Raw genomic sequence first — 25,032 nt, 5'->3', positions numbered from 1 at the left:
ATCGTTCGAGTGGCTGGGCGTCAGCCCTGCGGCGTGATGCCGAAGGTGACGGAGCCGCCCTCGTCCACCTGCGCGTCGAGCACCTTGTCGCCGAGGGCCACGGAGGCGGCGACGTCGAGGAAGACCCGCGCGCCGTCCTGCTCCACGACCGCATCGGTGGTCTCCGGGGCCGGCGCGACGGCGACGGCGAAGTTGCGGGCGTCGAGGTCGTCGCCGCTGATGCGGAGTCCGCCCTCGACGGGGGTCTCGGTCTGACCGGTGATGGTCTTGACGACGGTGCTGGCGTTGTCGGTGAGCGTGAGCATCGGGTCGTTCCTTCCGTCCGTGATCGATGAGGGAGCCACGATGCCGAGATCCCCGGCCCGTCTCAACCCGGAGCCGCGGACGTGGAGGGGATGCACACCTCCGCGTCCCTCGCCGCAAGCCGCGGCAAGGTTTGCCTTGACGCGGAAAGTTGCCGCAAGCTACCGTGGCCGTCACGCGCACCCGCGCTCTCGACGACGAGAAGAGGACGACCCCGATGAGCTTCCCCGCCCGCCGCGTCACTCTCAGCGACGTCGCCGCGGCGACCGGCGTCTCGGTCGGCACCGTCTCGAAGGCGCTGAACAACCGCGGCCAGCTGAGCGGCGACACCCGCGGGCGGATCCTCGCCGCCGCCGCCGAGCTCGGCTTCGCGCTGCCGACCGCCGCGAGCGGGCCGGCCCCGGAGCAGCGGGTGCTCACCATCGGCCTGGTGACCTCCGACGACATCGGCCGCTTCAGCATCCCGGTGATGTGGGGCCTCGAGGACGCCTTCCCCGCCGAGCAGGCCTCGGTGCTGCTCAGCAACTCCCGCGGCGACCGGGTCCGCGAGCGGCACTGCGTCGAGATCCTCGCGGCCCGCGGCGTCGACGCGATCGTGGTGATGACCAACCTCACCGGCCCGCGCCCGGCGCTGCCCGCGACCAGCGTGCCGATCGTCTACGTGATGGGCTCCTCCGACGACCCGGCCGACATGTCGGTCGTCGTCGACCAGACCCAGGGCATCCTGCTCGCTCTCGAGCACGTCGCCGCGCTCGGGCGCCGCGACATCGCCTACGTCGCCGGGCCCCGCCTCGACTACTCCGCCCGGATCCGCGCCGAGGCGGTCCAGGAGCACGCGCCCTCCTTCGGCCTGCGCCTGGTCGGCGACCGCTCGCTCTACGGCAACTGGACCGAGACCTGGGGCCGCCAGGCCGCGCAGATGCTGCGCCAGCGGGTCGAGCCGGTCGACGCGGTGCTCTGCGGCAGCGACGAGATCGCCCGCGGCGTCGCCGACGGCCTCCGCGAGGCCGGGGTCGGTGTCCCGCACGACGTCGCGATCGTCGGCTTCGACAACTGGGCCGCCGCGGCGATGAACTCCCGTCCCGCGCTCACCACGGTCGACATGAACCTCGAGGAGCTCGGCCGGGCGGCCGGCGCCCGCGCGCTCGAGGCGATCGACGGCCGCGCGCGTGCCGGGATCGAGGCGCACCCCTGCCAGCTGATCGTCCGCGACTCCACCTGATCCGGAGCCCGCCCGACCGCACGCACCCCACCGCGCACACCCGCCCGCACGCACCCGACCGCCCGCACCGACCGAACGACGAGGGATCGACGATGCACTCTCCTCTCCGCCTGCTCGACCCGCACCTGCCCGACCTGACCCGCCGGCGCGCGCTCGCCCTCGGCGGCGCGGGTCTCGCGGCCGCGCTCGGCCTGACCGGCTGCTCCGCCGTGCTGCCCGAGGCCGACGTCTCGGCGCCCTCGTTCGCCGCCGCTCCGAGCGGCACGATCCGGTTCTGGTGCCGCAGCGTCGCCTTCACGCCGGCCCAGCTGATCGTCGAGAAGTACCACGCGGCGCAGAGCGCGGTCCGGGTCGAGCTGACCGTGCTGCCCGAGGGGCAGATGGTCACCAAGCTCGCCACGGCGATCCGCGCGGACGCCGTGCCCGACGTCGTCGCCCCCGACTCGGTCACCACGCCGGTCTTCAGCTCCCGCGAGGCTCTGACCGACCTCACCCCGCTGATCCAGGCGCTGCCCTACGCCGACCGCCTCAACCGGCCGCTGCTCGACGTCGCCTCCTACGACGGCAAGGTCTACGGCCTGCCCGCCCTCTCCAACGTGTCGCAGCTGTTCTGGAACAAGCGCCTCTACGAGCAGGCCGGCCTCGACCCGGAGCAGGGACCGACCGACTTCGACCAGTACCTGACCCACGCCCGGGCACTCCAGCGGCTCGACGGTGTCTCCGGGGTGACCTTCACCGGCAACTCCGCCGGCATCCTCGGCTACGTGATCCAGCCGCACTTCTGGGCCGACGAGAGTCCCTTCTACGACGGCGTCGTCGGCCGCCAGAGCGCGACCGTCGCGGGCAACGAGCCGCTGCGGCGCACCCTGGAGCTCTACCGCATCTTCGAGCAGGAGGGCCTCGCCCAGCCCGGCGCCTCGGCCGACAGCGGCACGGCCTGGGGCAAGGACTTCCTCGACGGCACCGTCGGTCTCTTCCCCGGCTCCTACGACCTGATCGTCGGCGGAGCCACCCCCGAGTTCCTCGGCGACCTCGGCGTCAGCGCGTTCCCCGGCCCCGACGGCGGCGTCTCGCAGTTCTCCGGCGGCGCGGTGCTCTCCATCCCGCGCGGCGCGAGGAACCCCGAGGCGGCCTGGGACTTCATGCGCTTCGTCACCGAGCTCGAGCAGCAGTCCGAGCTCGCCGCGCTCGGCTGGTACCCGGTGCGCGACGACGTGCTCGAGACCGGCTTCGTCGACGACTTCCCGCTGATGGTCCCCGGGATGGAGCGGATGAACGAGGGCTTCGCGGCCCCGACCACCCTGTACACCCAGCTCACCAACACCGTGCAGTCCCCGTGGCTCGCGATGTTCCGCGGCGCGGTCTTCGGCGACGACGACCTCGACGCGGTCCTCGACCGCGGCCAGGAGGAGACGGCCCGCGTCCTGGAGGTGAACCAGGCATGAGCGTCGCCCTCGGAAAGAAGGACGCCCGCACCGGGCTCCTGATGATCCTGCCCGCCCTCGTGCTCGTCGTCGTCTTCGTCGTCGTACCGCTGATCTTCGCGGTGGTGATCTCGGTGACGGACTGGCCGCTGGTCGGCACCGTCGGCTTCGTCGGGTTCGACAACTACGCGACCGCCTTCTCGGACACCACCTTCTGGGCGTCCGTGCTCTTCACGCTCGGCTTCGCCGTCGTCTCGACGCTGCTCGGCATCGTCGTCGGCTACCTGCTCGCCGTGCTGGTGCGCTCGAACCGCCGCGGGGCGGGGATCATCCGCACCGCCGTCTTCGTGCCCTACGTGATCGGACTCACCTCGCTGAGCTTCGTCGCGCTGCTCGAATTCCGTCCCGACAGCGGCGCGCTCGACCAGGTGCTGATGGCCGTCGGGCTGACCGATGCGCCCACCGCCTGGCTGCTCGACGCGACGAGCGCGACGACGCTGATCGTCCTCCTGGGCGCCTACGTCGGCTCCGGCTTCACGATGATCGTCCTGATGTCGGGCATGCAGGGCATCGACGACGCGCTCTACGAGTCCGCGGCGATCGACGGCGCGGGCCGCTGGAAGCAGGAGTTCCTGGTGACGGTGCCGCTGGTGAAGCGCTACCTCGGCCTGCTCAGCGTGCTCGGCTTCGTCGGCGCGATCCTCGCCTTCACCCAGTTCTACGTGATCACGGGCGGCGGGCCGGGCACCGGCACCCTCACCGTCATGCTCTACGTCTACAACAAGGCCTTCGGCGATCTGCAGGTCGGCTACGCGACCGCGCTGTCGTTCGTGGTCGTCGTCATCGCGGCCGCGCTGACGCTGCTCCAGTTCCGCGTGATGAAGGACGACTGATGCCCCCTCGCACTCCGACGCCCACCCGCCCGCTGGCGCCCGCCGCCGCCCCGGTGCCGGCGTGTCGCCGCAGCACCCCCGCCGCCCGGCTCCGCACCGTCCTCTACGTCGTGCTCGGCACGCTCGTCTCGGTCGCGTTCGTCGCGCCGGTCGCCTGGTCGATCCTGCGCTCGTTCCAGCCCGGCGCGCAGATCGTCGCGCCCGCCGCCGAGCAGTCCTTCTCGAACCTCACGCTGGACAACTACACCGGCCTGCTCGGCTCGATCGGCGCGGGCACCTACATCGTCAACTCGCTGATCATCGCGCTCGGCACCGCCGTGCTCAGCGTGGTGGTGACCACCCTCGCCGCCTACGCGCTGGTGCTCTTCCCGTTCCGCGGCTCGAACGTCGCGTTCGGCCTGATCCTGCTGACGATGATGGTGCCGTTCCAGGCGGTGCTCACGCCGCTCTTCCTCGAGATGAACGCACTCGGCCTGACCGATACGCACCTCGGGATCATCCTCTTCTACCTCACCTTCAACCTGCCGTTCGGGGTGTTCCTGATGCGCAACTCCTTCGCGCAGATCCCGCGCGAGGTGACCGAGGCCGCACGGATCGACGGGGCCGGGCCGTTCCGCATCCTCTTCTCGGTGCTGCGGCCGATGATCGTCCCGGGGGTCGCCACGGTCTTCCTCTTCGCCTTCCTCGGCGCCTGGAGCGACTTCCTCGGCGCGCTGACCTTCCTCACCCGGCAGGACCTCTTCACGCTGCCGGTCGCCATCCAGAACATCTCCTCCGGCGCCTTCGGCCAGACCGACTTCGGCTACGTCATCGCCGGCGCGGTGCTGCTGATGATCCCGTGCCTGCTGCTCTACGCCGCCATCCAGAAGTACTACGTCCGCGGTCTCGTCGCGGGCGCCGTCAAGGGCTGAGAGGTCTCCCGTTGCCCCGCACCGTCCCCGCTGTCCGCCCCGCCCGCCGCTTCCCGCTGCGCTCCGTCCGCCTGCTGCCGAGCGCCTTCGCCGACGCCCAGGCCACGGGCCTGCGCTACCTCCTCGCGCTCGACCCCGACCGCCTGCTCGCGCCGTTCCTGCGCGAGGCCGGCCTGCCCGCGGGGGAGGGCTACGGCAACTGGGAGTCGGGCGGGCTGGACGGGCACGTCGGCGGTCACGCGCTCTCGGCGAGCGCGCTGATGCTCGCGGCGACCGGCGAGGAGGCCGCGCGCGAGCGGATGGAGATCCTGCTCGACGGGTTCCAGCGTGCCCAGGACGCGGTCGGCACCGGCTACCTCGGCGGCGTCCCCGGCGGGCGCGCGCTCGGGGAGGAGCTCGCCCGCGGCGAGGTCGACGCCGACCTCTTCACCCTCAACGGCCGCTGGGTGCCGCTGTACAACCTGCACAAGACGCTCTCGGGGCTGCTCGACGCCGCGTCCGCCGGCGGCTCGGAGCGGGCGCTCGCGATGGCCGTGCGCCTCGCGGACTGGTGGCTCGGCGTCTCCGCCGGGCTCGACGACGACGCCTTCGAGGCGATGCTGCACGCCGAGTTCGGCGGGATGAACGAGGCGTTCGCCGATCTCGCGGAGCAGGTGGCCGCCGCGGACCCCGGCGACTCCGAGCGCGCCGCCGCCTACCGCGCCGAGGCCGCGCGCTTCTCGCACCGCGCCCTGCTCGACCCGCTGCTCGCGCAGCGCGACGCGCTCGACGGGCTGCACGCGAACACGCAGATCCCCAAGGCCGTCGGCTACGCGCGCCTCGGCGGCGAGCAGCTGCCGGCCGCGCGCTTCTTCTGGGAGCAGGTCACCGGCGAGCGCACGGTCGCGATCGGCGGCAACAGCGTGCGCGAGCACTTCCACCGCTCGAGCGACTTCACGCCGATGATCCTCGACCGCGAGGGCCCCGAGACCTGCAACACCGCCAACATGATCGAGCTGAGCGGCGTCCTCTTCGAGTCGGGCGGCGACGAGCGCTACCTCGACTACGTCGAGCGCGCGCAGTACAACCATCTGCTCTCCTCGCAGCACCCCGACGGCGGCTTCGTCTACTTCACGCCGCTGCGCCCGGCGCACTACCGGGTCTACTCCGCGCCGCACGAGGGCATGTGGTGCTGCGTCGGCACCGGGCTCGAGAACCACGCCCGCTACGGCGAGCTGGTCTACGCCCTCGTCGGCGACGAGGCGAGCGACGGTGACCGCCCACGGACCGGCGACGACCTGCTGATCGCCCTCTACCTGCCCTCGACCCTCGATGCCCCGGAGCACGGGCTGCGCGCGCGGATCGACACCGCCTTCCCGCAGGCGGACGACGTGACCATCACCGTGGACCTGGAGCGCGCCGCCGCCGTGCGGCTCCGCCGGCCGTCGTGGGCGGAGTCGATGACCGTGACGGTCGACGGCGCAGCGCTGGACACCCCGGCCGTCGAGGGCTTCGTCCGCACCGCCGTCCTGGAGCCCGGCCGCCACGAGGTCCGGGTCGTCTTCGCGCTCGGCTTCCGCGCCGAGCCGCTGCCCGACGGCTCCGCCTGGTCCGCGTTCTCCTACGGCCCCGTCGTGCTCGCGGCGCGGACCGACGACGCCGACCTCGACGGACTGATCGCCGACGGCCGGCGGATGGCGCACGTCGCCGCGGGCCCGCTCCGCGACCTCGCCGCGACCCCGGTCGTGACCGGGGGAGTCGGCGCCGTCGCCCTCCTCGACCGCGCGACCCTGACCGCGGAGCTCCGCACCGACGCCGGCCCGGTCCGCCTCGAGCCGTTCTCCGCACTGCACGACAGCCGCTACACGCTCTACTGGCCCACCGGCTCCGACGCCGCCGCGCGCCGGGCCGAGCTCGCCGCGCTCGACCGCGAGGCCGCCTCCGCAGCCGCGGTGATCGACTCCGTGACCGCGGGCGAGCAGCAGCCCGAGTCGGACCACGCCTTCGTCGGGCACCGCAGCCGCGCGGGCGGCGCCGACGGCGTGCACTGGCGCAGCGCCGAGGGCCCGGACGGCTGGTTCGGCTACACCCTCGTCGATCCGTCGCAGCGCGCCGCGGTGTTGCGGGTCCTGCTCCGCGACCGCGACGGCGGCGGCGAGCACGAGCTCCGGATCGACGGCCGCCCGCTGGGTGAGCCGCTCGCCGTCCGGACGCTCGACGACGCCGTCGAGGTGGAGTACGCGATCACCCCGTCGACGGGTGAGGACGGCGTCGTCGAGGTCACCCTGCACGCCGTCGGACCCGGGCCGACGGGAGCGCTGCTCGCGGTGTCCCTGCTGGCGGGGTCTGCGCCAGCGGGGGAGTAGAGCGATCCGGCGCGTCCGCGCCCTGCGAGACTGTCCGGATGCACCCCGCCGACGCCTGCCCCTGCGGAAGCCGCCGCCACTACGCCGACTGCTGCCGCCCCGCCCACCTCGGCGAGACGCCCTCGCCGACCGCGGAGCGCCTGATGCGCAGCCGCTACAGCGCGAACGTCCTCGGCAGCGCTGGCTACCTGCTGTCCAGCTGGCACCCGTCCACCCGGCCGAAGCGCGTCGACCTCGACGACGACGTCCGCTGGCGGCGCCTGCAGATCGTCGATACCTCGTTCGGCGGCGAGGACGACGCGGAGGGGCTCGTCGAGTTCCGCGCCTCCTACCGCTCGTCCGAGGGGCCGGGGCTCGTGCACGAGCGCAGCCGCTTCCTCCGCGAGGACGGCCGCTGGTACTACGTCGACGGCGAGCTCCTCGACGACGAATCCTGACCACCCCGGCCACTCGGAGCGCGAGCGGCCTACCCTGGGGAGATGGCCAAGGACTTCCGCCGGGCGGACCACGCGTCCCGCTACGAGCTGCATCAGGACGGCGCGCTCGTCGGTGTCCTCGACTTCCACGAGAACGACGAGAGCGTCTCGCTCGTGCGCTCCTTCACCTCGCCGCCGCACCGCGGCCAGGGGCTGGCCGGCGAGCTGGTCGCCTTCGCCGTCGACGACATCGAGGCGACGAGCGGCCGCAGCATCGTGCCGATGTGCTGGTACGTCGGGCAGTGGTTCGACCAGCACCCCGAGCGGGCGCACCTGCTCACCCGCGGCGCGCAGGCGTAGGCCGAGGCTCTAGGTCCTGACGATCGGCTCGACGCCGGCGAGGTCGGGCCCGAGCCCGATGTCCACGAGCCGGATCCGGCCGACGTAGGAGCGCGCGGGCTCGAGCAGCAGCCCCGCCTTGATCGCCCCGAAGGTCACGGTCACGTCGGCGGGCAGGACGGTCTCGTCCGGCACCGCGCCGTCGTCGGGCCCGATCCCGCTCGGCAGATCGACGGCGACCACGACGGGCGCGTCCTCGCGTCGTCCGAGCGCCTCGATCACCGTCGCCACCACCTCGCGCGGTCGCCCGCGCAGCGCGGGCTCCGCCGTGCCGATGCCGAGGATGCCGTCCACGATCACGTCCGCGCGGGCGACCGCCGCCGCGAGGGCGGCCGGGTCGTCGGCGGCCACGCGGCCGCAGCCGTCGTCCAGCGCGACGGCGAGTCCGCGCTGGTGCGCTCGGTCGGCGGTCAGCACGAGCGACACGTCGCTGCCGGAGGAGGAGATCTCGGCCGCCGCGTACAGCGCGTCCCCGCCGTTGTTCCCCGGCCCGACCAGCACGAGCACGCTGCCCGCGCCGCGCCGGTCCTTGCGCGCGGCGAGCGCGGCCCGCAGCTCGCGCGCGAGCCCGTCCGCTGCCCGCTGCATCAGCGGCTCTCGACGCGCCAGATGCGGCGCCTCGGCGGCCCGCACCTGCGCGGAGGAGTATCCCTCGGCCATCCCTCCACTCTGCGCCCCGCCGGCCCCCACGGCAACCGCCCTCACCTGATTCGGAGCCCCACCCGAGGCGCGCAGGGTGTCAGCCTCACGCTGGTCGACCAGCCCGACCCATGCTGGTCGAGTAGCCCCGCAGGGGCGTATCGAGACCCACCGTCACCCGAAGGACGGGTCTGCAGACAGGCCGACTGACGCTGGTGGATCCACTGGGAAGAGGCGCCCGCGGACATGCTGGTCGAGTAGCCCCGCGGGGGCGTATCGAGACCCACCGTCACCCGAAGGACGGGTCTGCAGACAGGCCGTTTGACGCTGGTGGATCTCGATACGCCCGCCCCGGCTACTCGATCAGCATGCAGAGTGCGCACCTCTCTCAGACGCGTCCTCCTCTGCTGGTCGAGCAGCCCGCAGGGCGTATCGAGACCCGCCCGCCGCGACCCGCCCCCGCAGTCACCCCGCCTGCACCGCCCGGTCCGCCTCCTCGACGATCGCGCGCATCGCCGCCTCCGCCGCCTCGCCGTCGCCCTCCGCCACCGCGGCGGCGACCGAGCGATGCAGCCGCACCGCCTCCGAGTCCGCCTCGCGCGGCATCAGCGCGTGCCGCGTGCGCCCGGCGAGCACTTCCGCGACGAGGTCGCCGAGCTGCGCGAGCATCGGATTCCCCGACGCCGCCAGCAGCGTCCGGTGGAAGACGACGTCGGCGGCGAGGTACGCCGCCTGATCGGCCGCCCGAGCATGCCCCGACATCCCGCCCGCCGCCTCGGCGAGCGCGAGCCGCTGCCCGGCCGTCGCGTGCTCCGCCGCGAGCCGCGCCGCCAGCGGCTCGACACCGAGGCGCAGCTGACTCAGCCGGTGCAGCTGCGCCTGCCGGTCCGGCCCGTCGAGGCTCCAGCCGATCACCCGCGGATCCAGCGCGTTCCAGCACTCCGGCGGCTGCACCCGCGTCCCCGCCCGCCGCCGCGAGACCACCAGCCCGAGCGACTCCAGCACCCGCACCGCCTCGCGCATCACCGAGCGGGAGACCCCGCGGCGCTCCGCCCGCTCGTCCGCGCTGAAGGCGCTCCCGGGCGCCAGTGCGCCCTGCACGATCTGCGCCCCGAGCTCGTCGAGCACCGCCTCGTGCAGCGAGCGCGGTCCGTCCATGCCCTCAGTATTCCTGCGCACGCCTCGCCCGACCAGCTATTCGTCGGACATAATCGAGGTCATGACCGCATCGGCCAGTCCCTCCGCCACTCCCGTCCGCGCCCTCGTCGTGATGGGCGTCTCCGGCAGCGGCAAGTCCACGATCGCCACCCTGCTGGCCGACCGCCTCGGCTGGACCTTCGTCGAGGGCGACGAGCTCCACCCCGCTGCCAACGTCGCGAAGATGGCCGAGGGCGTCCCGCTCGACGACGAGGACCGCGCCCCCTGGCTGGCGACGATCGCGGCCCGCGTGGACGCCCTCGTGAGCGGCGGCGACTCCGTCGTCGTCACCTGCTCCGCCCTGCGGCGGCGCTACCGCGACGTGCTCCGCCGCGACGACCTCGTCTTCGTGCACCTCGCCGGCACCCGCGAGCTGATCGCCGACCGTCTCGGCGCGCGCACCGGCCACTTCATGCCGCCCGCCCTGCTCGACTCGCAGTTCGAGGCCCTGGAGCCGCTCGGCGACGACGAGCGGCACGTCACCGTCGACCTCGCGGCCGCCCCCGAGGACGAGATCGCGCAGATCGTCGAGACCCTCGGCCTGCGGGCCGCCTAGCCCAGCAGCGCCTCGAGGCTCGCCGCCGGCAGCCCGAACGCCTCGGCGACCGCCGCGTTCACGACCTGCCCGTCGTGCGTGCTGAGCCCCTTCGCGAGCGCCGGATCCGCCGCGAGCGCCGCCTTCCAGCCGCGGTCGGCCAGTGCGACGACGTAGGGGAGCGTCGCGTTCGTCAGCGCCCGAGTCGACGTCTCCGGCACCGCGCCGGGCATGTTGGCGACGCAGTAGTAGACGCTGTCGTGCACCGCGAAGACCGGGTCGTCGTGCGTCGTCGGCCGCGATCCCTCGAAGCAGCCGCCCTGGTCGATCGCGATGTCGACCAGCACCGAGCCCGGCTTCATCGTCGCCACCATCTCGTCCGTGACGAGCTTCGGCGCCCGCGCACCGGGGATGAGCACCGACCCGATCACCAGGTCCGCCTCCGCCATCTGCGCCGCGATCTCGTAGGTCGAGGACGCGCGCGTCTGGATCCGCCCGTCGAAGCGCGCCTCGAGCTCGCGCAGCCGCGGGATCGACAGGTCCACCACGGTCACGTCGGCGCCCATGCCGAGCGCGTTCGCCGCGGCGTGCTCACCCGCCACGCCGCCCCCGATCACGACGACCTTCGCCTTCGGCGTCCCGGGCACTCCGCCGAGGAGGGTGCCTCGCCCGCCGGCCGCCCGCATCAGGTGGTAGCCGCCGACGGTGATCGAGAGCCGCCCGGCGACCTCGCTCATCGGCGAGAGGAGGGGCAGGTGGCGATCGGGGAGCTGCACCGTCTCGTAGGCGATGGCGGTGGTGCCGGCGGCGAGCAGCGCTTCGGTGCACGCGCGGGAGGCGGCGAGGTGCAGGTAGGTGAAGAGGATCTGCCCGGAGCGCATCCGCGGGTACTCCGCCTCGATCGGCTCCTTGACCTTGACCACGAGGTCGGCCTCGCCCCAGACCTCGTCCGGCCCCGCGACGATGCGGGCGCCGGCGGCGGCGAAGTCCTCGTCCGAGACGCGCGAGCCCAACCCGGCACCCGCCTCGACCAGCACCTCGTGCCCGCGCCGCACCAGCTCGTGCACTCCGGCGGGCGTCGCCGCCACGCGGTTCTCGTTGTTCTTGATCTCGGTGGGGATGCCGATGCGCATGACTGCTCCTTCGCGGTGGACTGCCCCTATCGTGCGAAGATCGTGTTTCGAACGGGAGAACATCCGCAGGATCATCGAGAATCGTAGTGTTCACCGCAGGATCCGCGATCAGAAGGAGCCGTGCCGCCATGAGACCGCAGGATCTGCACGACCTCGGCGACCTCGATCCGATCGACCGCACCCTCGTCCGCCTGCTCCGCGCCGACGCCCGCACGCCGAACAGCCGCCTCGCCGAGCAGGCGGGCATCGCGCCCTCCACCTGCGTCTCGCGGGTGCGCTCCCTCGTGGAACGCGGCATCATCACCGGCTTCACCGCCGAGCTCGACCCCGCGGCCCTCGGACTGACCCTGCAGGCACTGATCAGCGTCAACATCCGCGCCGGTCAGCGGCAGGCGATCACCCGGTTCGCCGAGGAGATCCGCGCGCTGCCCGAGGTCGTGCAGCTGTTCTTCCTCGGCGGCTCGGAGGACTTCCTCCTCCACGTCGCCGTGCGCGACTCGAACGACATCCGCGACTTCGTGGTGTCGAACCTCTCGGCGCATCCGGCGGTCGCCTCGACCCGGACGAGCCTGGTCTTCGACCACCACCGGAAGGGTCCGGCGCTGCCGGAGTGACGCGGTGCGCTCAGCGCGCTCCGGGACTCAGTGCGTGCCGGGACGCAGTGCGCGCCGTGCCTCGGTGTGCGTGGGACTCAGTGCGCGCCGGGGCTCAGGTCACCGCCGCCGCGCTGCGTCAGCCCGGGGATCCGCCGCGCGAGCCCGGCGATGTGCTCCTCCGCGATCTCGATGCGGGTGTCGCGCAGACGCTGACGCAGCAGGGCCTCGACGTCCTCCTCGGGCCGGAGCTCGGCATCGCCGGCGACCTGCAGCAGGATGCCGCGGAGCTTCTCGTCCAGGGGTGCGTCGTCGCTGCCGTGCTGAATCGGGTGGTCCTGCGATGCGTTCGTCATGTCCCCATGCTGCCACCGTCCGCGCGGCCCGCACGGCAGGATGGCCGCATGCCGTTCTCCCGCGCCGAGCTCGCCTCGTACCGCGACCGCACCGTCGAGGACCTGCTCGACGGCGACGTCCGCCTCCTCTTCGTCGGCATCAACCCCGGCCTCTGGACCGCCGCGACCGGCGCGCACTTCGCGCACCCGGGCAACCGCTTCTACCCGGCCCTCGCCGCCGCCGGCATCCTCGACCGCGTGCTCCGCGTCTCCGACGGGATGACCGCCGAGGACCGCCTCGCCCTCACCGACCGCGGCGTCGGCATCACCAACCTCGCGCCCCGCGCCACCGCCCGCGCCGACGAGCTCACGCCGGAGGAGCTCCGCGCCGGCGCCGAGCGCCTGGTCCGCACCGTCGAGCGCGTCCGCCCCGCCGCCGTCGCGATGGTCGGCATCACCGCCTACCGCGCCGCCTTCGGGCGGACCAAGGCGCGCCAGGGCAGGCAGGAGGAGCCGATCGCCGGCGCTCCGCTCTGGGTGCTGCCCAACCCCAGCGGACTCAACGCGCACGACACCGTCGCGTCGCTGGGGCTGGCCTACCGCGAGCCGGCCGTCGCCGCCGGAATAGTCCCCGACCCTCGGAGGTTGCAAAGTCCATGAGTACGCATGAAATCAAGTTCGGTGTCGACACCTTCGGCGACGTCACGACCGCCCCCGACGGCTCGCTCCAGTCGCACGGCCAGGTCCTGCGCGACGTGGTGGAGGAGGGCGTCCTCGCCGACGAGGTCGGCCTCGACTTCTTCGGCGTCGGCGAGCACCACCGCGCCGACTTCGCCGTCAGCGCCCCGGACGTCGTGCTCGCCGCGATCGCCGCGAAGACCGAGCGCATCCACCTCGGCTCCGCGGTCACCGTCCTCTCCTCCGACGACCCCGTGCGCGTCTACCAGCGCTTCGCCACCCTCGACGGCCTCTCGAACGGCCGCGCCGAGGTCATCCTCGGCCGCGGCTCCTTCACCGAGTCCTTCCCGCTCTTCGGCCTCGACCTCTCCCAGTACGAGGTCCTCTTCGAGGAGAAGCTGGAGCTGTTCCACGAGCTCGTGCAGGGCGGCCCGGTCACCTGGCAGGGCACGGTCCGCCCGGCCCTGACCGAGCAGAGCGTCTACCCGACGATGGAGGGCGTCCGCCGCCTGCGCACCTGGATCGGCGTCGGCGGCAGCCCCGAGTCGGTCGTCCGCGCCGCGCGCTTCGGCTTCCCGCTGGTCCTCGCGATCATCGGCGGCGCCCCCGCCCGCTTCCGCCCCTACGTCGACCTCTTCGGCCGTGCCCTCGACCAGCTCGAGCAGCCGCGCCTGCCCGTCGCCGTGCACTCGCCCGGCTTCATCGCCGACACCGACGAGGAGGCGCACGAGCTGTACTTCGGCCACTACAAGGGCATGCTCGACTCGATCGGACGCGAGCGCGGCTGGGCCCCGCTCACCCGCGAGCGCTTCGCCGAGGAGGCGGGCCCCGAGGGCGCGCTGCACCTCGGCTCTCCCGAGACGGTCGCCCGGAAGATCGCGAACACCGTCAGCGCCCTGGGGATCGACCGCTTCGACCTCAAGTACAGCGCCGGCACCCTGCCGCACGCCGCGATCATGCGGAACATCGAGCTCTACGGCACCCAGGTGATCCCGCGCGTCCGCGAGCTGCTCGCGGATCGCTGACCGGAGTCCGGTCGCCGACCCGCATCCGGGCGCCGTGGAGCGTGCGCACTGCGCGCTCCCACCGGGCGCCCGGGCGGCGTCGATATGCTCGGAGACCGGGCGTTCACCCGCCGCCCCCGACCCTCCGGAAGCACATGCCAGACAGCCACGCCGCCCGCACCCCCTACGAGGTGCTGGGCGTCCCCGCGAGCGCGTCGGAGGACGAGCTCAAGCGCGCCTACCGCCGCCTGCTCCGCGAGACCCACCCGGACACCGGGGGAGACGCGGCCTCGTTCCACGCCGTGCAGGTCGCCTGGGAGCGGATCGGCAGCGCCGGCGCCCGCGTCGACTACGACCGTGGAGCGCCCGCCCCCGGAGCCTCCTCGCACGCGCCGTACACCGGCTCGCCCCGCCAGCAGACCGCGTCCTCGGTGCGCGCTCGCTCCTACGGCCACCCGGGCGGCGCCGCCCGTGAGTACTACCTCCGCCTCGTCCGCGAGTGGGTCGGCCGCGGCGTCGAGATCGACGACCCGTTCGATCCCGCCCTGGTGCGCTCCGCCCCCCGCGAGGTCCGCTCCTGGCTGGCCAAGGCCCACGCGGAGGAGGCGACGGCCTCCCTGGTCGGCGCCCTCGGCATCGCCTTCACGATCTGGAACGACGTCGCGGTCGGCGACGGCGGAGTCAAGATCGACCACCTCGTGCTCGGCCCGTCCGGTCTCCTCGCCCTGACCTCGGCCGACTGGGGCGAGCCCGTCCGCCTGCGCAAGGGCGAGGTCGAGGGTGCCGGCCTGGCCGAGGACGAGAAGCCGCTCGCCTCGCTCTCGAAGGCCGCCCGCCGCCTCGGCCGCGAGCTCGGCGTGCGCTTCTCCGCGAGCGTGATCGTCGTCCCCGACGACGCCCTCGAGCAGCCCTACGAGCAGGTCGAGCGGGGCCGCCACGCGGGCGACGTGCTCATCCGCCGCTCCCTCCTCCCGCAGCTGCTGCGCTCCGGCACCGACGACCCGCGCCTCGGCGGCTACGGCGAGTCCTTCGAGGTCCGCACCCGCATCCAGAACCGCGTCCGCTTCGTCTGACGCGCGGCGCGCCAGCGGCTTCGCGGTTCGGCCGCTGTCGCGTATTCTCGAAACGCACGCTGCAGTAGCGGTGTGAAGTGGACTCGGCAGCCTTCCGGACGGTGGGTGAGCCGAGTCTCGCGGTTAACGCGGGCCTTCGTCGAGCAGGGCAGCGATGCTTCGCCGCCAGTTCCCGCCGCGAGTCCAGCACCAGGCGACCGCATCGGGTATCCACAGCAGCGGCTCGCGGTGCGGATCCTCATGGCGGTACTCGACGTGATCGCGGAGCCCCCGCGTGCTCAGTTCGCGATAGAGGATCCGGTGATCGGAGCGCTCGATCGAGGCGTCCCGCTCGAGGACCAGGCCGATGGCGGTTCGGGCTCGAAGTCCGCCGATCAGTGTCACCAAGCAGTCCTCGCGAGCAGGAGCTTCCCTCTTCACGGTCGATTCGATGACGTGGACGCGCACTCCGAGCCGGGTGAGAGCGGTCAGGATGGCGCGGCGTCGAGGGTCGCTCTCCTTGGCGAAGTGCAGGCGGCGCTGCCCGGGAAGGACGAGCGAGCGCAGTTCGGCGCGGTGCGCCGCGAAGTCCTCACGGGAGACCTCCGCCGCCGCTAGGACGTAGTGACGGCTCTTACTCTCATCGATGACCAGCGTCGTCCGCCCGGTGGGTGCTGACGCGCGTGATGGGGAGTGAGGCGGGGAGGGCACTGCGCGAAGGTACTCGATCGGCCCGGCCCGTCTCGTGGTGTCGTCCAGTGAACGGAGGCCGACCGCTAGCCCGCCTCCGCCCGGCGGGCAAGGGGCTGTCGGTGCCACCCGTCCCCGCCCGACGATGGAGCCGAACGATGGACGCCTGCCCTCCGGCCGGCGACGACGACGAGCGGAACGAGGCGGACGATGGTGCGATTCGGCTACACCCTGATGACCGAGCAGAGCGGCCCGAAGCAGCTGGTGGGCTACGCGGTCGATGCCGAGAGGCACGGCTTCGAGTTCGCGGTCTCGAGCGACCACTACTCGCCCTGGCTGACCGAGCAGGGGCACGCCTCCTACGCCTGGACGATGCTCGGCGCGGTCGCGCAGGCGACCTCGACCATCGAGCTCGCCACCTACGTGACGGCGCCGACCATCCGCTACCACCCCGCCGTGATCGCGCAGAAGGCGGCGACCCTCGCGATCCTCTCCGACGACCGCTTCCTCCTCGGCCTCGGCTCGGGCGAGAACCTGAACGAGCACGTGGTCGGCGAGGGCTGGCCCGCCGTCTCCGCGCGCCAGGACATGCTAGAGGAGGCGGTGCACATCATCCGCGCGCTGCACACCGGCGAGCTGGTCACCTGGGAGGGCGACTACTTCCGCGTCGACTCCGCCCGGATCTGGGACCTCCCGGACAAGCCCGTGCCGATCGGCCTCGCCGTCTCGGGCGAGAAGTCGATCGAGCGCTTCGCCCCGCTCGGCGACCACCTGATCACCACCGAGCCCGAGGCCGAGCTGATCTCGCAGTGGACCGCCGTCCGCGGGGCCGACGCCGCTCCGTCGCGCTCGATCGGGCAGATCCCGATCTGCTGGGCGCCGGACAAGGAGCAGGGGATCGCCCTGGCGCACGAGCAGTTCCGCTGGTTCGCGGGCGGCTGGTCCGTCAACGCCGACCTGCCCACCCCGGCCGGCTTCGCGGGCGCCAGCCAGTTCGTGCGCCCGGAGGATGTCGCCGAGTCGATCGCCTGCGGCCCCGACCTCGACGAGCTCGCCCAGAGCGTCGTCCCCTTCATCGAGGCCGGCTTCACCGACATCGCCTTCGTCCAGGTCGGCGACGCCCTGCAGCAGCGCTTCCTCGACGAGGTCGCCGAGGACCTCCTCGAGAGGGCGCGCGCCCTCGCTCCCTGAGGCGCAGAGCCGGCCGTCAGAAGCCGCGCAGCCGCTCGATCTCGCGCCGATCGCGCTTGGTCGGGCGGCCGGCGCCGCGGTCGCGCTCGATGATCGCGGGTGCCGCCTCGCGCGGCGGCGGCGGGGGAGTGCGGTCCTCGAAGCACTCCGCCGCGACGGGCGCGCCGACCCGCTTCACGATCAGGCCGCGGACCACGAGCTCGCGGTCGAAGCCGCCGATGCGGGCGCGGACCTCGTCGCCGACCTTCACGGTCTGCGCGGCCTTGGCCCGCTCGCCGTTCACCCGGACGTGACCGGCCCGGGCGGCAGTCGTGGCGGCCGAGCGGGTCTTGTACACGCGGACCGCCCACAGCCAGGCGTCCACGCGGACGGAGCCGGTCACCGGGATCTGCATCCGTCCAGTCTACGAAGCCATGATGGGGGTGGTCCCATCGACGAGGGATCCGCGGCCCCACCGGCCGCCGACCGAGGAGGTTCACCATGAGCACGTACCACAGCTACGGCGAGGACACCGGCGAGGGCGTCCCCACCCGCGGGGCGCCCGAGCACAGCGGCTCGCCGTCCGAGCTGCGCGAGAGCCCCTTCCCGCACGCCGGACTCGAGTTCACCCTGGTCCCGTCGGGCCACGAGGAGTGGCAGGTCCGCCACCCCGAGGGCCGCGCGGTCGGCGTCCTCGCGATCATCTCGCACAGCGGCGAGGAGGGCGAGGCGGTCTTCGTCACCCGCCGTGTCGGCTCCGACGAGGCCGTCGCCGAGGGCACCGACTGGCGCGGCATCGTCACCGCCGTGATCAACGACGAGGCGGCCGACGAGCGCGTCCAGGGCAGCCCCGACCCCGCCCTGGACTACACCCGCGGCGGTCTCATGCACCACGGCACGGCCGACATCGAGGACCAGGTCTGAGCGGTCCCGCCTGACCGGGCCGGTCCGAGCGACCGCCCCTAGCGCGCGAGGAGCGCCGCGTTGATCCGGGCTGTGAGCTCGTGGTCGACGCGGCGCTCCTGCGCGTCCACCGCGCGGATCGGCGCGGCGTTCCGCGCGCTGGAGACCAGCCAGGCGGCCTCGGCCGCCGCGAGGTCCTCGGCCCGCAGCGGGCGCTCCGCTGTGCCGAGCCCGAGCCCGCCTGCCAGCGCGAAGAGGTCCGCCTGCGTCGTCCCCGGCAGCAGCCCCAGGCTCGGCGGCGGAGTGACCAGCTCGCCGCCCGCGAGCAGCACCAGGTTCGAGGTCGGCCCCTCCAGCAGGAAGCCGTCGCTGGAGACGAACAGCGCGTCGTCCGCCCCGCGCCGCAGCGCCTCGCGCGAGGCCGCCCGGTTGACCGCGTAGGAGAGCGTCTTCGCGCCGGCGAGCAGCCACGGCGACGTGTGCTGCACGTCGGAGCGCAGTCCGCGGTCGAGCAGCACCACCCGCACGCCGTCCCGGCGGGCCGGCCCGAAGTCCGGGCTCGTCTGCACGAAGACGACGCCGGTCGGCCGCCCGTCGCCCTCGACCCCGCGGCTCAGGATCGTCTTCACCATCGCCTCGGGCACCCGCGGGTGGGCGGCGACCGCCTCGTCGATCGCCGTCCGCCAGGCGGCGCGGTCCGGGTGGGGAAGGTCCAGCATCCGCGCCGAGTTCTCGAACCGGTCGAGGTGCGCGTCGAGCGCCTGCAGCCGCCCGTCGACCAGGTTGATCGTCTCGAAGACCCCGTCGCCGCGGGTGAAGCCGAGGTCGGTGACGTCCAGCCCGCCCCGACCGGTCGCATCGAGCACGGATGCGGAGCCCGCGTCGTGCGCCGGAGTGTCGAGCGAGGGGCGGCCGAGGACGACGAGGGTGTCAGCGGGCATGGGCGGTGCGGTCCTTCCGGGGGCGGAGCGGGAGACGGGCGAGCACGACGACCAGCAGCGCACCGAGGAGCGCTCCCGTGCCGTTCGAGACGAGGTCGCGCACGTCCGCGACGCGCGAGGGCAGTGCGAGCAGCTGGATCGTCTCGACGAGCACCGAGACGCCGAGGCCGATCGGCGCGGCGAGCAGCCGGCGCCGCCGCGGCAGCTGCAGCGCGATCAGCGCGCCGAGCGGCACGAACATCAGCACGTTGGCGACGAACTCGGCGACGTCGAAGGTGAACCAGGCGGTCAGCGGCGTGGAGGCGAGGAACGCGATGATCCCGCGGACGAGCGCCGAGGGCTGACCGGCCGGGTACGGCGCCGGTGTCAGGGTTATCAGCGCGATCACGCCGAGCCAGGCGAGCGTCGCGGGCAGGAGGATCCTCGAGCGGCGCATCCGTCGATTCTGCCAGGTGCTCGATTCCAGCCGGTGAGCGACTCGGCGCTGGGCGGCGGGCGGTCCGGGGCGGTCGGCGCGATGTGGAAGGCTGGAGCGCATGACGAGCGACGGCCCGGCCGACGGCGGAGCGCTTCCGCGCCACCCCTTCGACGCCGCGCTCGGCGACGGCTGGGTCGAGATCGGCGACGGGCGCCGCTTCTGGGGCCGCTTCGGCGCCGCCGGGCTGCTGCTGCGCGACTCGGACGGCCGCGTCCTGCTCCAGCACCGCGCCACCTGGAGCCACTTCGGCGACACCTGGGGACTCCCGGGCGGCGCCCGCCACCCCGAGGAGACCGCTTTCGAGGGCGCCCTGCGCGAGTCGGTCGAGGAGGCCGGAGTGCCCGACGGGATCGTCGTGCCCGTCCTCTCCCGCGTCGTCACCATCGGCCCCTGGAGCTACACCACCGTCGTCGCCCGGGCGCTCGAGCACTTCACCCCGCGGATCGCCGACGCCGAGAGCCAGGAGCTGCGCTGGGTCCCGCCGGCCGAGGTCGACGCGCTCCCGCTGCACCCGGGCTTCGAGGCCTCCTGGCGCGAGCTGCGCGCCCTCGACACCGAGCCGTGTGTCCTCGTCGTCGACGCGGCCAACGTCGTCGGCTCGCGTCCGGACGGCTGGTGGCGCGACCGCGCCGGCGCGGCGGAGCGCCTCGTCGCGGCGCTCGGGCGCCTCGCGACAGCCGGTGTCCCCGGCTCCTTGTTCGCCGTCGAGGCCGACACGGTCTGGCCGCGGATCGCCGTCGTCCTCGAGGGCGACGCCCGGGCGGCACGCACCGCCGACGCGGTCGGCGCGGCTCCGCGCGGGCGGCTGAGCGTCGAGAGCGCCGCCGGCTCGGGAGACGACGCGATCGTCGAGCACGTCGCGGCGATCGGATCGACCGCCCGCGTGGTGACCGCCGACCGCGGCCTCGTCGCCCGGATCGAGGAGCTCGGCGCCACGGCTCTGGGCCCGCGCACCCTGCTCGATCTGCTGGACTCCGCGGCGCCGACAACCCCTCCGGCAGCCCGGGAATAGCGCGCGGATCGGGTCGGTTGCATCCCTCATGGCCACGACAGCGATGACTCTCGACACTCACGACCAGACCGTCTCCGACGGCATCGTCCTCATCGACTTCTGGGCGGAGTGGTGCGGCCCGTGCCGCCAGTTCGCCCCCGTCTTCGAGGCGACCAGCGAGAAGAACCCCGATGTCACCTTCGCGAAGGTGGACACCGAGGACCAGCAGCAGCTCGCAGGCAGCTACGGCATCTCGTCGATCCCCACCCTCGTCGTCTACCGCGACGGCATCCCGCTGATGGCGCAGCCCGGCGCCCTCCCCGCCCCGGCCCTCGACTCCCTGCTCGAGCAGGTCCGCGGCCTCGACATGGTCGCCGTCCGCAAGCAGTACGAGGAGGCGAAGGCCGCGCAGGAGTCCGGCGCCCCGCAGAAGTTCGACCACGGCGCGCAGATCTGATCCGCACCACCCGCACGACGACGGAACCCCCGGCAGCCGCTCAGGCCGCCGGGGGTTCCGTCGTTCTCGGGAGTCCCGCGGCGAGCGGGATCAGCCCGTGTTCTGGAGGCCGGCGGCCACGCCGTTCACGGCCAGCAGCAGCAGCCGCTGGTTCTGCTCGGTGCCCGAGCCTCCCGGGTCCGTGCGCAGCGCCCGGAGCGCGCGCAGCTGCAGCAGCGACAGCGCGTTGACGTAGGGAGTGCGCAGCCGCACGGCCCGCCCGAGCACGCGGTGCCCGGTGAGCAGGCTCTCCTCGCCGGTGATCGAGAGCACCCAGCGGCGGGTGAGCTCCATCTCGTCGAGCACGAGACCGGCGAGGTCGTCGCGGGAGTCGAGCGCCAGGTAGCGGCGGGCGATGCCCTCGTCGGTCTTCGCCAGCGACATCTCGACGTTGTCGATCATCGTGGTGAACAGCGGCCAGGTCTCGTAGGCGGTGCGCAGCTCGTCCAGGTCGCCGACCGCCTCGAGGGCGCTGCCGAGTCCGAACCAGCCGGTCAGGTTGACGCGGGCCTGGGTCCAGGCGAAGACCCACGGGATCGCGCGCAGGTCCTCGAGCGACTCGACCGAGAGGCCGCGGCGGGCCGGCCGCGAGCCGAGCGCGAGCAGGCCGACCTCCTCCTGCGGGGTGACCCGGGCGAACCAGGGCGCGAAGCCGTCGGCCTTGACCAGCTCGAAGAAGCGGCGGCGCGACTCGCGGTCCATCGTCGCGGCGACGTCGCGGAAGCGGTCCGCGGCGCCGGCGTTGCGCTCGCCGATCGAGGGCGAGGAGGCCAGCAGCGTGGCACCCGCGACCTGCTCGATGTGCCGAGTGGCGATGTCCGGGTTGCCGTAGCGGGCGAAGATGACCTCGCCCTGCTCCGTCAGCTTGAAGCGGCCGTCGACCGAGCCGGGCGGCTGCGCGAGCACCGCGCGGTTCGCCGGTCCGCCGCCGCGGCCGAGAGCGCCGCCGCGGCCGTGGAAGAGCGTGAGCACGATGCCCTCGTCCTCGGCCCACTTCGCGATGCGCGCCTGCGCGTCGTAGAGCGCGAGCGTCGCCGAGACCGGGCCGACGTCCTTGGAGGAGTCGGAGTAGCCGAGCATGACCTCGAGCCGGTTCCCGGTCGCCGCGAGGCGCGCGCGCACCTGGGGCAGCTCGATCATCTCGGCCAGGATGTCCGTCGACGCGTCGAGGTCGGCGAAGGTCTCGAAGAGCGGGACCGCGTCGATGATCGGCGGGTTCCCGTCGGTCGCCGCCTCGGCCAGGTCGAAGACCGTCTTGAGGTCCTCGGCCGACTGGGTGAACGACACGACGTAGCGGCGGGCCGCGTCGGTGCCGAAGCGCTCCTGGATCGTCGCGATGGCGCGGTAGACCGAGAGAACCTCGATGCTGCGCTCGTCGAGCTCGCCGCCGGCGCGGACCGCCGCGAGGGTCTCGCGGTGCACCTTCGAGTGCTGCCGCACCTCGATCTCGGCGAGGTGGAAGCCGAAGGTCTCCACCTGCCAGAGCAGGTCCTGCAGGTCGCCGTAGGCCGAGCGGACGTCGCCCGCCTCGATCAGCGAGTCCTGCAGGGTCCGCAGGTCGGCGAGCAGCTCGGCGGCGGAACCGTAGGCGAGCGCGCCGCCGGAGCGGGTCGCCGCGAGCCTGTCCGCCGTGAAGAGCAGGACGCGGCGGTGGGTCTCGCTCGGCGAGCGCTCGGCGATGACCACGGCGAGCTCGGGCGCCTTCTCGACCCCTGCGGCCCAGAGCGCCTCGACGGCCGCCGACGGGGGAGTGGTGCCGGCGTCCAGCGTGAGGGAGCGGCCGACCCGGCGGGCGACGCGCTCGAGCCCGATCAGGACGTGCTCGGCGGCGATGTCGACGGCCTCGAGGGTCGTCTCGGCGGTGACGAACGGGTTGCCGTCGCGGTCGCCGCCGATCCAGGTGCCCAGGCGCACGAACGCGGGGGCGATCGGCTTCCGGGTGCCGGAGGCGTCGCCGAGCAGCGCGTCGTCGAGCCGGCGGTAGACCCGCGGCAGGACGGAGAACAGCGACTCGTCGAACACGCTCATCGCGGTCCGGACCTCGTCGAGCGGGCTGGGCTTCGACTCGCGCAGCGGCGCCGTGCGCCAGAGCGTGTCGACCTCGGCGAGCAGGCGCCGGCGGTTCTCGACCAGCACGACGCCGCCCGTGCGCGGGTCGTCCCGCTGCTCGAGCAGGGCGCTGATCCGGCGGATGGTGGAGGAGACGGCGCGGCGGCGCGCCTCCGTCGGGTGCGCGGTGAGGACCGGGCGGAACTCCAGGCGCGAGAGGCGCTCGAACGCCTCCTCCTCGCCCAGCTCGTCGGTGAGGGTCGCCATCGACGCGATGATCGAGTCCTCGGGCCGCTGGGCGCCGGCGTCGGCGTCGCGGCGGCGCAGGACCCGCACGCGGTGGAACTCCTCCGCCACGTTCACGAGGTGGAAGTAGCAGGTGAACGCCCGCGCCACCTCCTCGGCGCGCTCGGCGGTCAGCGACGCGACGAACTCCTCCGCCGCGGCCAGCTCGTCCGGGTGCCCGCTGTCGTAGGCGCCGATCGTCAGGGCGCGGAGCCGCTCGACGTCCGTGTAGAGGCTGTCGTCGCCCGATTCCCGCAGGACCTGGCCGAGGAGCTCGCCCAGCAGATGGACGTCGCCGCGGATGCGGTCGTCCATCGGCGGCGCGACGGTCCCGTCGGCGGAGGAGGCGGAGGAGGCGGGTGCTGCGGTCGCGGCTGGCGCGTCGGAGATCGGAGGCACGGCACGACCTTAGCGGCGGCGCGTGTCCGGCGGATGACGCCACTGTCACGCGGCGGAATGGAATGATCGAGGGGTGACCGTGACCGCTGCACCTCCCGCCCCCGCCGTCCAGACCGAGCAGGCCGCCCCTCACGTCGTCGTCCTCTTCGGGGCCGTGGGCGACCTGTCCCGCCGCAAGCTCATCCCGGGCATGGCGCACCTGGCGCTGTCCTCGCTCGCGCCCGACCTGCAGATCGTCGGCACCTCGCTCGAGGAGCACGACGACGAGTCCTTCCGCGCCTTCGCCAAGCTCGCCTACGACGAGTTCGGCAGCCGCTCGCTGACCCCCGCCCAGTGGGACGAGTTCGCCTCCAAGCTCCGCTACGTCCCGCAGTCCGCCGGCCCCGCCGCGCTGGCGAAGGCGGTCACCGACGCGGAGAAGGTGCTCGGCCCGGACGTCAGCCGCCTGCACTACCTCAGCGTCCCGCCGCGCGCCGCCCTCTCGGTCGTCCGCATGCTCGCGGAGGCCGGCCTCGTCGAGCGCTCGCGGATCATCATGGAGAAGCCCTTCGGCGTCGACCTCGAGAGCGCCGTCGTCCTCAACGCCGAGCTGCACGAGACGTTCGACGAGGAGCAGATCTTCCGGATCGACCACTTCCTCGGCAAGGAGCCGGCGCAGAACATCCTCGCCTTCCGCTTCGCCAACGGCCTCTTCGAGCCGATCTGGAACCGCAACTTCATCGACCACGTCCAGATCGACATCCCCGAGAAGCTCACCCTCGACCGCCGCGCCGAGTTCTACGAGTCGACCGGCGCGTACAAGGACATGGTCGTCACCCACCTCTTCCAGGTCCTCGCCTTCATGGCGATGGAGCCGCCGACCGCCCTCGAGCCGAAGGCGATCAGCGAGGAGAAGAACAAGGTCTTCCGCTCGATGCGGCTGCTGAACCCCGAGAACGTCGTCCGCGGCCAGTACATCGGCTACCGCGAGGAGCCGGGCGTCGCGCCCGACTCCGAGACCGACACCTTCGTCGCCCTCAAGTGCGAGATCGACAACTGGCGCTGGGCCGGGGTGCCGTTCTACCTGCGCACCGGCAAGCGGATGGCGGAGGGGCAGCGGATCATCTCCATCGCCTTCCGCGAGCCGCCGAAGAGCATGTTCCCGCAGGGCTCCGGCGTCGGCGCGCACGGCCCCGACCACCTCACCTTCGACCTGGCCGACGCCTCCAAGGTGTCGCTGTCCTTCTACGGCAAGCGCCCCGGCCCGGGCATGCGGCTCGACAAGCTGAGCATGCAGTTCGCGCTGCAGGAGACCGATCGCGCCGGCGACGCCCTCGAGGCCTACGAGCGGCTGATCCTCGACGCGATGCGCGGCGACCACACGCTCTTCACCACCGCCGAGGGCATCGAGCGCCTCTGGGAGGTGTCGGCGCCGCTCCTGCAGGACCCGCCGCCCGTGCGTCTCTACGCACCGGGCTCCTGGGGTCCGAACGCGATCCACCAGCTGATCGCCCCGCACGCCTGGCGGCTCCCCTTCGAGCGGGTCTGGCGCGACAAGCGCTGACGAGGCTC

At 73.2% G+C, this 25,032-nt stretch carries 27 protein-coding genes; 17 read left to right on the top strand and 10 right to left on the bottom strand.

From position 1 onward, the window contains the following. Nucleotides 1–20: 20 nt before the first annotated feature. On the bottom strand, nucleotides 21–305 hold the full coding sequence (locus tag C1I64_RS09115) for a hypothetical protein (RefSeq protein WP_123446096.1): 285 nt from the start codon (nucleotides 303–305) through the stop codon (nucleotides 21–23). Nucleotides 306–520: 215 nt separating this feature from the next. Here C1I64_RS09115 and C1I64_RS09110 point away from each other — a divergent pair, with 215 nt between their 5' ends. The 7 genes from C1I64_RS09110 to C1I64_RS09080 all read left to right on the top strand — a co-directional run bounded on the left by C1I64_RS09110 (nucleotide 521) and on the right by C1I64_RS09080 (nucleotide 7,874). Next, nucleotides 521–1,525 carry a LacI family DNA-binding transcriptional regulator gene (locus tag C1I64_RS09110; protein ID WP_127886977.1) on the top strand — a complete coding sequence of 335 codons (1,005 nt, stop codon included), beginning with the start codon at nucleotides 521–523 and terminating at the stop codon, nucleotides 1,523–1,525. Between the two features lie 92 nt (nucleotides 1,526–1,617). Beyond that, entirely contained in the window at nucleotides 1,618–2,970 is a 1,353-nt protein-coding gene (locus C1I64_RS09105; RefSeq protein ID WP_127886976.1) for an ABC transporter substrate-binding protein, read from the top strand. After that, the gene (locus C1I64_RS09100) at nucleotides 2,967–3,842 is read left to right on the top strand and encodes a carbohydrate ABC transporter permease (RefSeq protein WP_127886975.1); all 876 of its coding nucleotides are present in this window, start codon (nucleotides 2,967–2,969) and stop codon (nucleotides 3,840–3,842) included. The genes C1I64_RS09105 and C1I64_RS09100 overlap by 4 nt, the downstream gene beginning before the upstream one ends. Next, on the top strand, nucleotides 3,842–4,753 hold the full coding sequence (locus C1I64_RS09095) for a carbohydrate ABC transporter permease (RefSeq protein ID WP_127886974.1): 912 nt from the start codon (nucleotides 3,842–3,844) through the stop codon (nucleotides 4,751–4,753). The genes C1I64_RS09100 and C1I64_RS09095 overlap by 1 nt, the downstream gene beginning before the upstream one ends. A gap of 11 nt (nucleotides 4,754–4,764) precedes the next feature. Further along, a complete protein-coding gene (locus C1I64_RS09090; protein ID WP_127886973.1) occupies nucleotides 4,765–7,098 on the top strand; it encodes a beta-L-arabinofuranosidase domain-containing protein in 2,334 nt (777 codons plus the stop codon). 38 nt (nucleotides 7,099–7,136) lie between these two features. Further along, nucleotides 7,137–7,535, top strand: a complete 399-nt coding sequence (locus tag C1I64_RS09085; protein WP_127886972.1) for a YchJ family protein — start codon at nucleotides 7,137–7,139, stop codon at nucleotides 7,533–7,535. Between the two features lie 42 nt (nucleotides 7,536–7,577). After that, nucleotides 7,578–7,874: a GNAT family N-acetyltransferase gene (locus C1I64_RS09080; RefSeq protein WP_123706542.1), complete on the top strand. Its 297-nt coding sequence runs from the start codon at nucleotides 7,578–7,580 to the stop codon at nucleotides 7,872–7,874. 9 nt (nucleotides 7,875–7,883) lie between these two features. Here the strand turns inward: C1I64_RS09080 and C1I64_RS09075 are convergent, their stop codons facing one another. Beyond that, complete coding sequence (locus C1I64_RS09075) at nucleotides 7,884–8,573, bottom strand: NAD(P)H-hydrate epimerase (protein ID WP_127886971.1); 690 nt, start codon at nucleotides 8,571–8,573, stop codon at nucleotides 7,884–7,886. 444 nt (nucleotides 8,574–9,017) lie between these two features. Next, nucleotides 9,018–9,710: a FadR/GntR family transcriptional regulator gene (locus C1I64_RS09070; protein ID WP_127886970.1), complete on the bottom strand. Its 693-nt coding sequence runs from the start codon at nucleotides 9,708–9,710 to the stop codon at nucleotides 9,018–9,020. A 61-nt stretch (nucleotides 9,711–9,771) separates the two neighbouring features. Here C1I64_RS09070 and C1I64_RS09065 point away from each other — a divergent pair, with 61 nt between their 5' ends. After that, entirely contained in the window at nucleotides 9,772–10,305 is a 534-nt protein-coding gene (locus C1I64_RS09065) for a gluconokinase (protein ID WP_127886969.1), read from the top strand. Here C1I64_RS09065 and ald read toward each other — a convergent pair. After that, on the bottom strand, nucleotides 10,302–11,417 hold the full coding sequence (gene ald / locus C1I64_RS09060; protein WP_127886968.1) for an alanine dehydrogenase: 1,116 nt from the start codon (nucleotides 11,415–11,417) through the stop codon (nucleotides 10,302–10,304). The two genes, C1I64_RS09065 and ald, sit on opposite strands and share 4 nt — an antisense overlap. Nucleotides 11,418–11,545: 128 nt before the next feature. Between ald and C1I64_RS09055 the strand changes: the two genes are divergently transcribed. Beyond that, complete coding sequence (locus C1I64_RS09055) at nucleotides 11,546–12,031, top strand: Lrp/AsnC family transcriptional regulator (protein WP_123446107.1); 486 nt, start codon at nucleotides 11,546–11,548, stop codon at nucleotides 12,029–12,031. Between the two features lie 77 nt (nucleotides 12,032–12,108). On the opposite strand, the gene C1I64_RS09050 is transcribed toward C1I64_RS09055, so the two are convergent. Continuing rightward, the gene (locus C1I64_RS09050; protein ID WP_123446108.1) at nucleotides 12,109–12,366 is read right to left on the bottom strand and encodes a hypothetical protein; all 258 of its coding nucleotides are present in this window, start codon (nucleotides 12,364–12,366) and stop codon (nucleotides 12,109–12,111) included. 48 nt (nucleotides 12,367–12,414) lie between these two features. Here C1I64_RS09050 and C1I64_RS09045 point away from each other — a divergent pair, with 48 nt between their 5' ends. The 3 genes from C1I64_RS09045 (at nucleotide 12,415) to C1I64_RS09035 (ending at nucleotide 15,100) form a co-directional block, all read left to right on the top strand. After that, complete coding sequence (locus tag C1I64_RS09045) at nucleotides 12,415–13,005, top strand: mismatch-specific DNA-glycosylase (RefSeq protein ID WP_127886967.1); 591 nt, start codon at nucleotides 12,415–12,417, stop codon at nucleotides 13,003–13,005. Further along, nucleotides 13,002–14,048, top strand: coding sequence for an LLM class flavin-dependent oxidoreductase (locus tag C1I64_RS09040; RefSeq protein ID WP_127886966.1), 1,047 nt, complete (start codon nucleotides 13,002–13,004; stop codon nucleotides 14,046–14,048). Before C1I64_RS09045 ends, C1I64_RS09040 begins: the two co-directional genes overlap by 4 nt. Before the next feature lie 134 nt (nucleotides 14,049–14,182). Further along, nucleotides 14,183–15,100, top strand: coding sequence for a J domain-containing protein (locus tag C1I64_RS09035; protein WP_127886965.1), 918 nt, complete (start codon nucleotides 14,183–14,185; stop codon nucleotides 15,098–15,100). Between the two features lie 123 nt (nucleotides 15,101–15,223). Here the strand turns inward: C1I64_RS09035 and C1I64_RS09030 are convergent, their stop codons facing one another. After that, nucleotides 15,224–15,790, bottom strand: coding sequence for a hypothetical protein (locus C1I64_RS09030; protein WP_127886964.1), 567 nt, complete (start codon nucleotides 15,788–15,790; stop codon nucleotides 15,224–15,226). Between the two features lie 189 nt (nucleotides 15,791–15,979). On the opposite strand from C1I64_RS09030, the gene C1I64_RS09025 reads away from it, so the two are divergent. Next, complete coding sequence (locus tag C1I64_RS09025; protein ID WP_123446112.1) at nucleotides 15,980–16,960, top strand: TIGR03557 family F420-dependent LLM class oxidoreductase; 981 nt, start codon at nucleotides 15,980–15,982, stop codon at nucleotides 16,958–16,960. Nucleotides 16,961–16,976: 16 nt separating this feature from the next. Here the strand turns inward: C1I64_RS09025 and C1I64_RS09020 are convergent, their stop codons facing one another. Then, nucleotides 16,977–17,354 (bottom strand): RNA-binding S4 domain-containing protein, encoded by a 378-nt coding sequence (locus C1I64_RS09020; RefSeq protein WP_123446113.1) that lies wholly within the window; start codon nucleotides 17,352–17,354, stop codon nucleotides 16,977–16,979. An 86-nt stretch (nucleotides 17,355–17,440) separates the two neighbouring features. On the opposite strand from C1I64_RS09020, the gene C1I64_RS09015 reads away from it, so the two are divergent. Beyond that, nucleotides 17,441–17,863, top strand: coding sequence for a hypothetical protein (locus C1I64_RS09015; RefSeq protein ID WP_123446114.1), 423 nt, complete (start codon nucleotides 17,441–17,443; stop codon nucleotides 17,861–17,863). A gap of 38 nt (nucleotides 17,864–17,901) precedes the next feature. Here C1I64_RS09015 and C1I64_RS09010 read toward each other — a convergent pair whose 3' ends face one another. Beyond that, nucleotides 17,902–18,783, bottom strand: a complete 882-nt coding sequence (locus tag C1I64_RS09010) for an aminotransferase class IV (protein WP_127886963.1) — start codon at nucleotides 18,781–18,783, stop codon at nucleotides 17,902–17,904. Further along, a complete protein-coding gene (locus C1I64_RS09005) occupies nucleotides 18,773–19,219 on the bottom strand; it encodes a VanZ family protein (RefSeq protein WP_164874493.1) in 447 nt (148 codons plus the stop codon). The genes C1I64_RS09010 and C1I64_RS09005 overlap by 11 nt, the downstream gene beginning before the upstream one ends. A gap of 100 nt (nucleotides 19,220–19,319) precedes the next feature. Between C1I64_RS09005 and C1I64_RS09000 the strand changes: the two genes are divergently transcribed. Both C1I64_RS09000 and trxA read left to right on the top strand, forming a co-directional pair. Then, nucleotides 19,320–20,273, top strand: coding sequence for an NUDIX hydrolase (locus C1I64_RS09000; protein WP_127886961.1), 954 nt, complete (start codon nucleotides 19,320–19,322; stop codon nucleotides 20,271–20,273). Nucleotides 20,274–20,301: 28 nt separating this feature from the next. Beyond that, a complete protein-coding gene (gene trxA / locus C1I64_RS08995) occupies nucleotides 20,302–20,709 on the top strand; it encodes a thioredoxin (protein ID WP_123446118.1) in 408 nt (135 codons plus the stop codon). Between the two features lie 90 nt (nucleotides 20,710–20,799). On the opposite strand, the gene C1I64_RS08990 is transcribed toward trxA, so the two are convergent. Beyond that, nucleotides 20,800–23,397, bottom strand: a complete 2,598-nt coding sequence (locus C1I64_RS08990; RefSeq protein ID WP_127888509.1) for a phosphoenolpyruvate carboxylase — start codon at nucleotides 23,395–23,397, stop codon at nucleotides 20,800–20,802. Between the two features lie 163 nt (nucleotides 23,398–23,560). Between C1I64_RS08990 and zwf the strand changes: the two genes are divergently transcribed. After that, a complete protein-coding gene (zwf, locus tag C1I64_RS08985; protein ID WP_123446544.1) occupies nucleotides 23,561–25,024 on the top strand; it encodes a glucose-6-phosphate dehydrogenase in 1,464 nt (487 codons plus the stop codon). Nucleotides 25,025–25,032 lie beyond the last annotated feature (8 nt).

Origin of the sequence: Rathayibacter festucae DSM 15932 (assembly GCF_004011135.1) — a bacterium.
Lineage (GTDB): Bacteria > Actinomycetota > Actinomycetes > Actinomycetales > Microbacteriaceae > Rathayibacter > Rathayibacter festucae.
This window is presented reverse-complemented; position numbering and strand designations above follow the sequence as displayed.

Coding starts and splice junctions, on each gene's coding strand:
- C1I64_RS09000 (WP_127886961.1), top strand. CDS start 19,320: ATGACGAGCGACGGCCCGGCCGACGGCGGAGCGCTTCCGCGCCACCCC.
- trxA (WP_123446118.1), top strand. CDS start 20,302: ATGGCCACGACAGCGATGACTCTCGACACTCACGACCAGACCGTCTCC.
- C1I64_RS09010 (WP_127886963.1), bottom strand. CDS start 18,783: ATGCCCGCTGACACCCTCGTCGTCCTCGGCCGCCCCTCGCTCGACACT.
- C1I64_RS09015 (WP_123446114.1), top strand. CDS start 17,441: ATGAGCACGTACCACAGCTACGGCGAGGACACCGGCGAGGGCGTCCCC.
- C1I64_RS09005 (WP_164874493.1), bottom strand. CDS start 19,219: ATGCGCCGCTCGAGGATCCTCCTGCCCGCGACGCTCGCCTGGCTCGGC.
- C1I64_RS09100 (WP_127886975.1), top strand. CDS start 2,967: ATGAGCGTCGCCCTCGGAAAGAAGGACGCCCGCACCGGGCTCCTGATG.
- C1I64_RS09105 (WP_127886976.1), top strand. CDS start 1,618: ATGCACTCTCCTCTCCGCCTGCTCGACCCGCACCTGCCCGACCTGACC.
- C1I64_RS09070 (WP_127886970.1), bottom strand. CDS start 9,710: ATGGACGGACCGCGCTCGCTGCACGAGGCGGTGCTCGACGAGCTCGGG.
- C1I64_RS09085 (WP_127886972.1), top strand. CDS start 7,137: ATGCACCCCGCCGACGCCTGCCCCTGCGGAAGCCGCCGCCACTACGCC.
- C1I64_RS09035 (WP_127886965.1), top strand. CDS start 14,183: ATGCCAGACAGCCACGCCGCCCGCACCCCCTACGAGGTGCTGGGCGTC.
- C1I64_RS09055 (WP_123446107.1), top strand. CDS start 11,546: ATGAGACCGCAGGATCTGCACGACCTCGGCGACCTCGATCCGATCGAC.
- C1I64_RS09040 (WP_127886966.1), top strand. CDS start 13,002: ATGAGTACGCATGAAATCAAGTTCGGTGTCGACACCTTCGGCGACGTC.
- C1I64_RS09095 (WP_127886974.1), top strand. CDS start 3,842: ATGCCCCCTCGCACTCCGACGCCCACCCGCCCGCTGGCGCCCGCCGCC.
- C1I64_RS09020 (WP_123446113.1), bottom strand. CDS start 17,354: ATGCAGATCCCGGTGACCGGCTCCGTCCGCGTGGACGCCTGGCTGTGG.
- C1I64_RS09050 (WP_123446108.1), bottom strand. CDS start 12,366: ATGACGAACGCATCGCAGGACCACCCGATTCAGCACGGCAGCGACGAC.
- C1I64_RS09065 (WP_127886969.1), top strand. CDS start 9,772: ATGACCGCATCGGCCAGTCCCTCCGCCACTCCCGTCCGCGCCCTCGTC.
- C1I64_RS08990 (WP_127888509.1), bottom strand. CDS start 23,397: ATGGACGACCGCATCCGCGGCGACGTCCATCTGCTGGGCGAGCTCCTC.
- C1I64_RS09025 (WP_123446112.1), top strand. CDS start 15,980: ATGGTGCGATTCGGCTACACCCTGATGACCGAGCAGAGCGGCCCGAAG.
- C1I64_RS09110 (WP_127886977.1), top strand. CDS start 521: ATGAGCTTCCCCGCCCGCCGCGTCACTCTCAGCGACGTCGCCGCGGCG.
- C1I64_RS09075 (WP_127886971.1), bottom strand. CDS start 8,573: ATGGCCGAGGGATACTCCTCCGCGCAGGTGCGGGCCGCCGAGGCGCCG.
- C1I64_RS09080 (WP_123706542.1), top strand. CDS start 7,578: ATGGCCAAGGACTTCCGCCGGGCGGACCACGCGTCCCGCTACGAGCTG.
- C1I64_RS09045 (WP_127886967.1), top strand. CDS start 12,415: ATGCCGTTCTCCCGCGCCGAGCTCGCCTCGTACCGCGACCGCACCGTC.
- ald (WP_127886968.1), bottom strand. CDS start 11,417: ATGCGCATCGGCATCCCCACCGAGATCAAGAACAACGAGAACCGCGTG.
- C1I64_RS09115 (WP_123446096.1), bottom strand. CDS start 305: ATGCTCACGCTCACCGACAACGCCAGCACCGTCGTCAAGACCATCACC.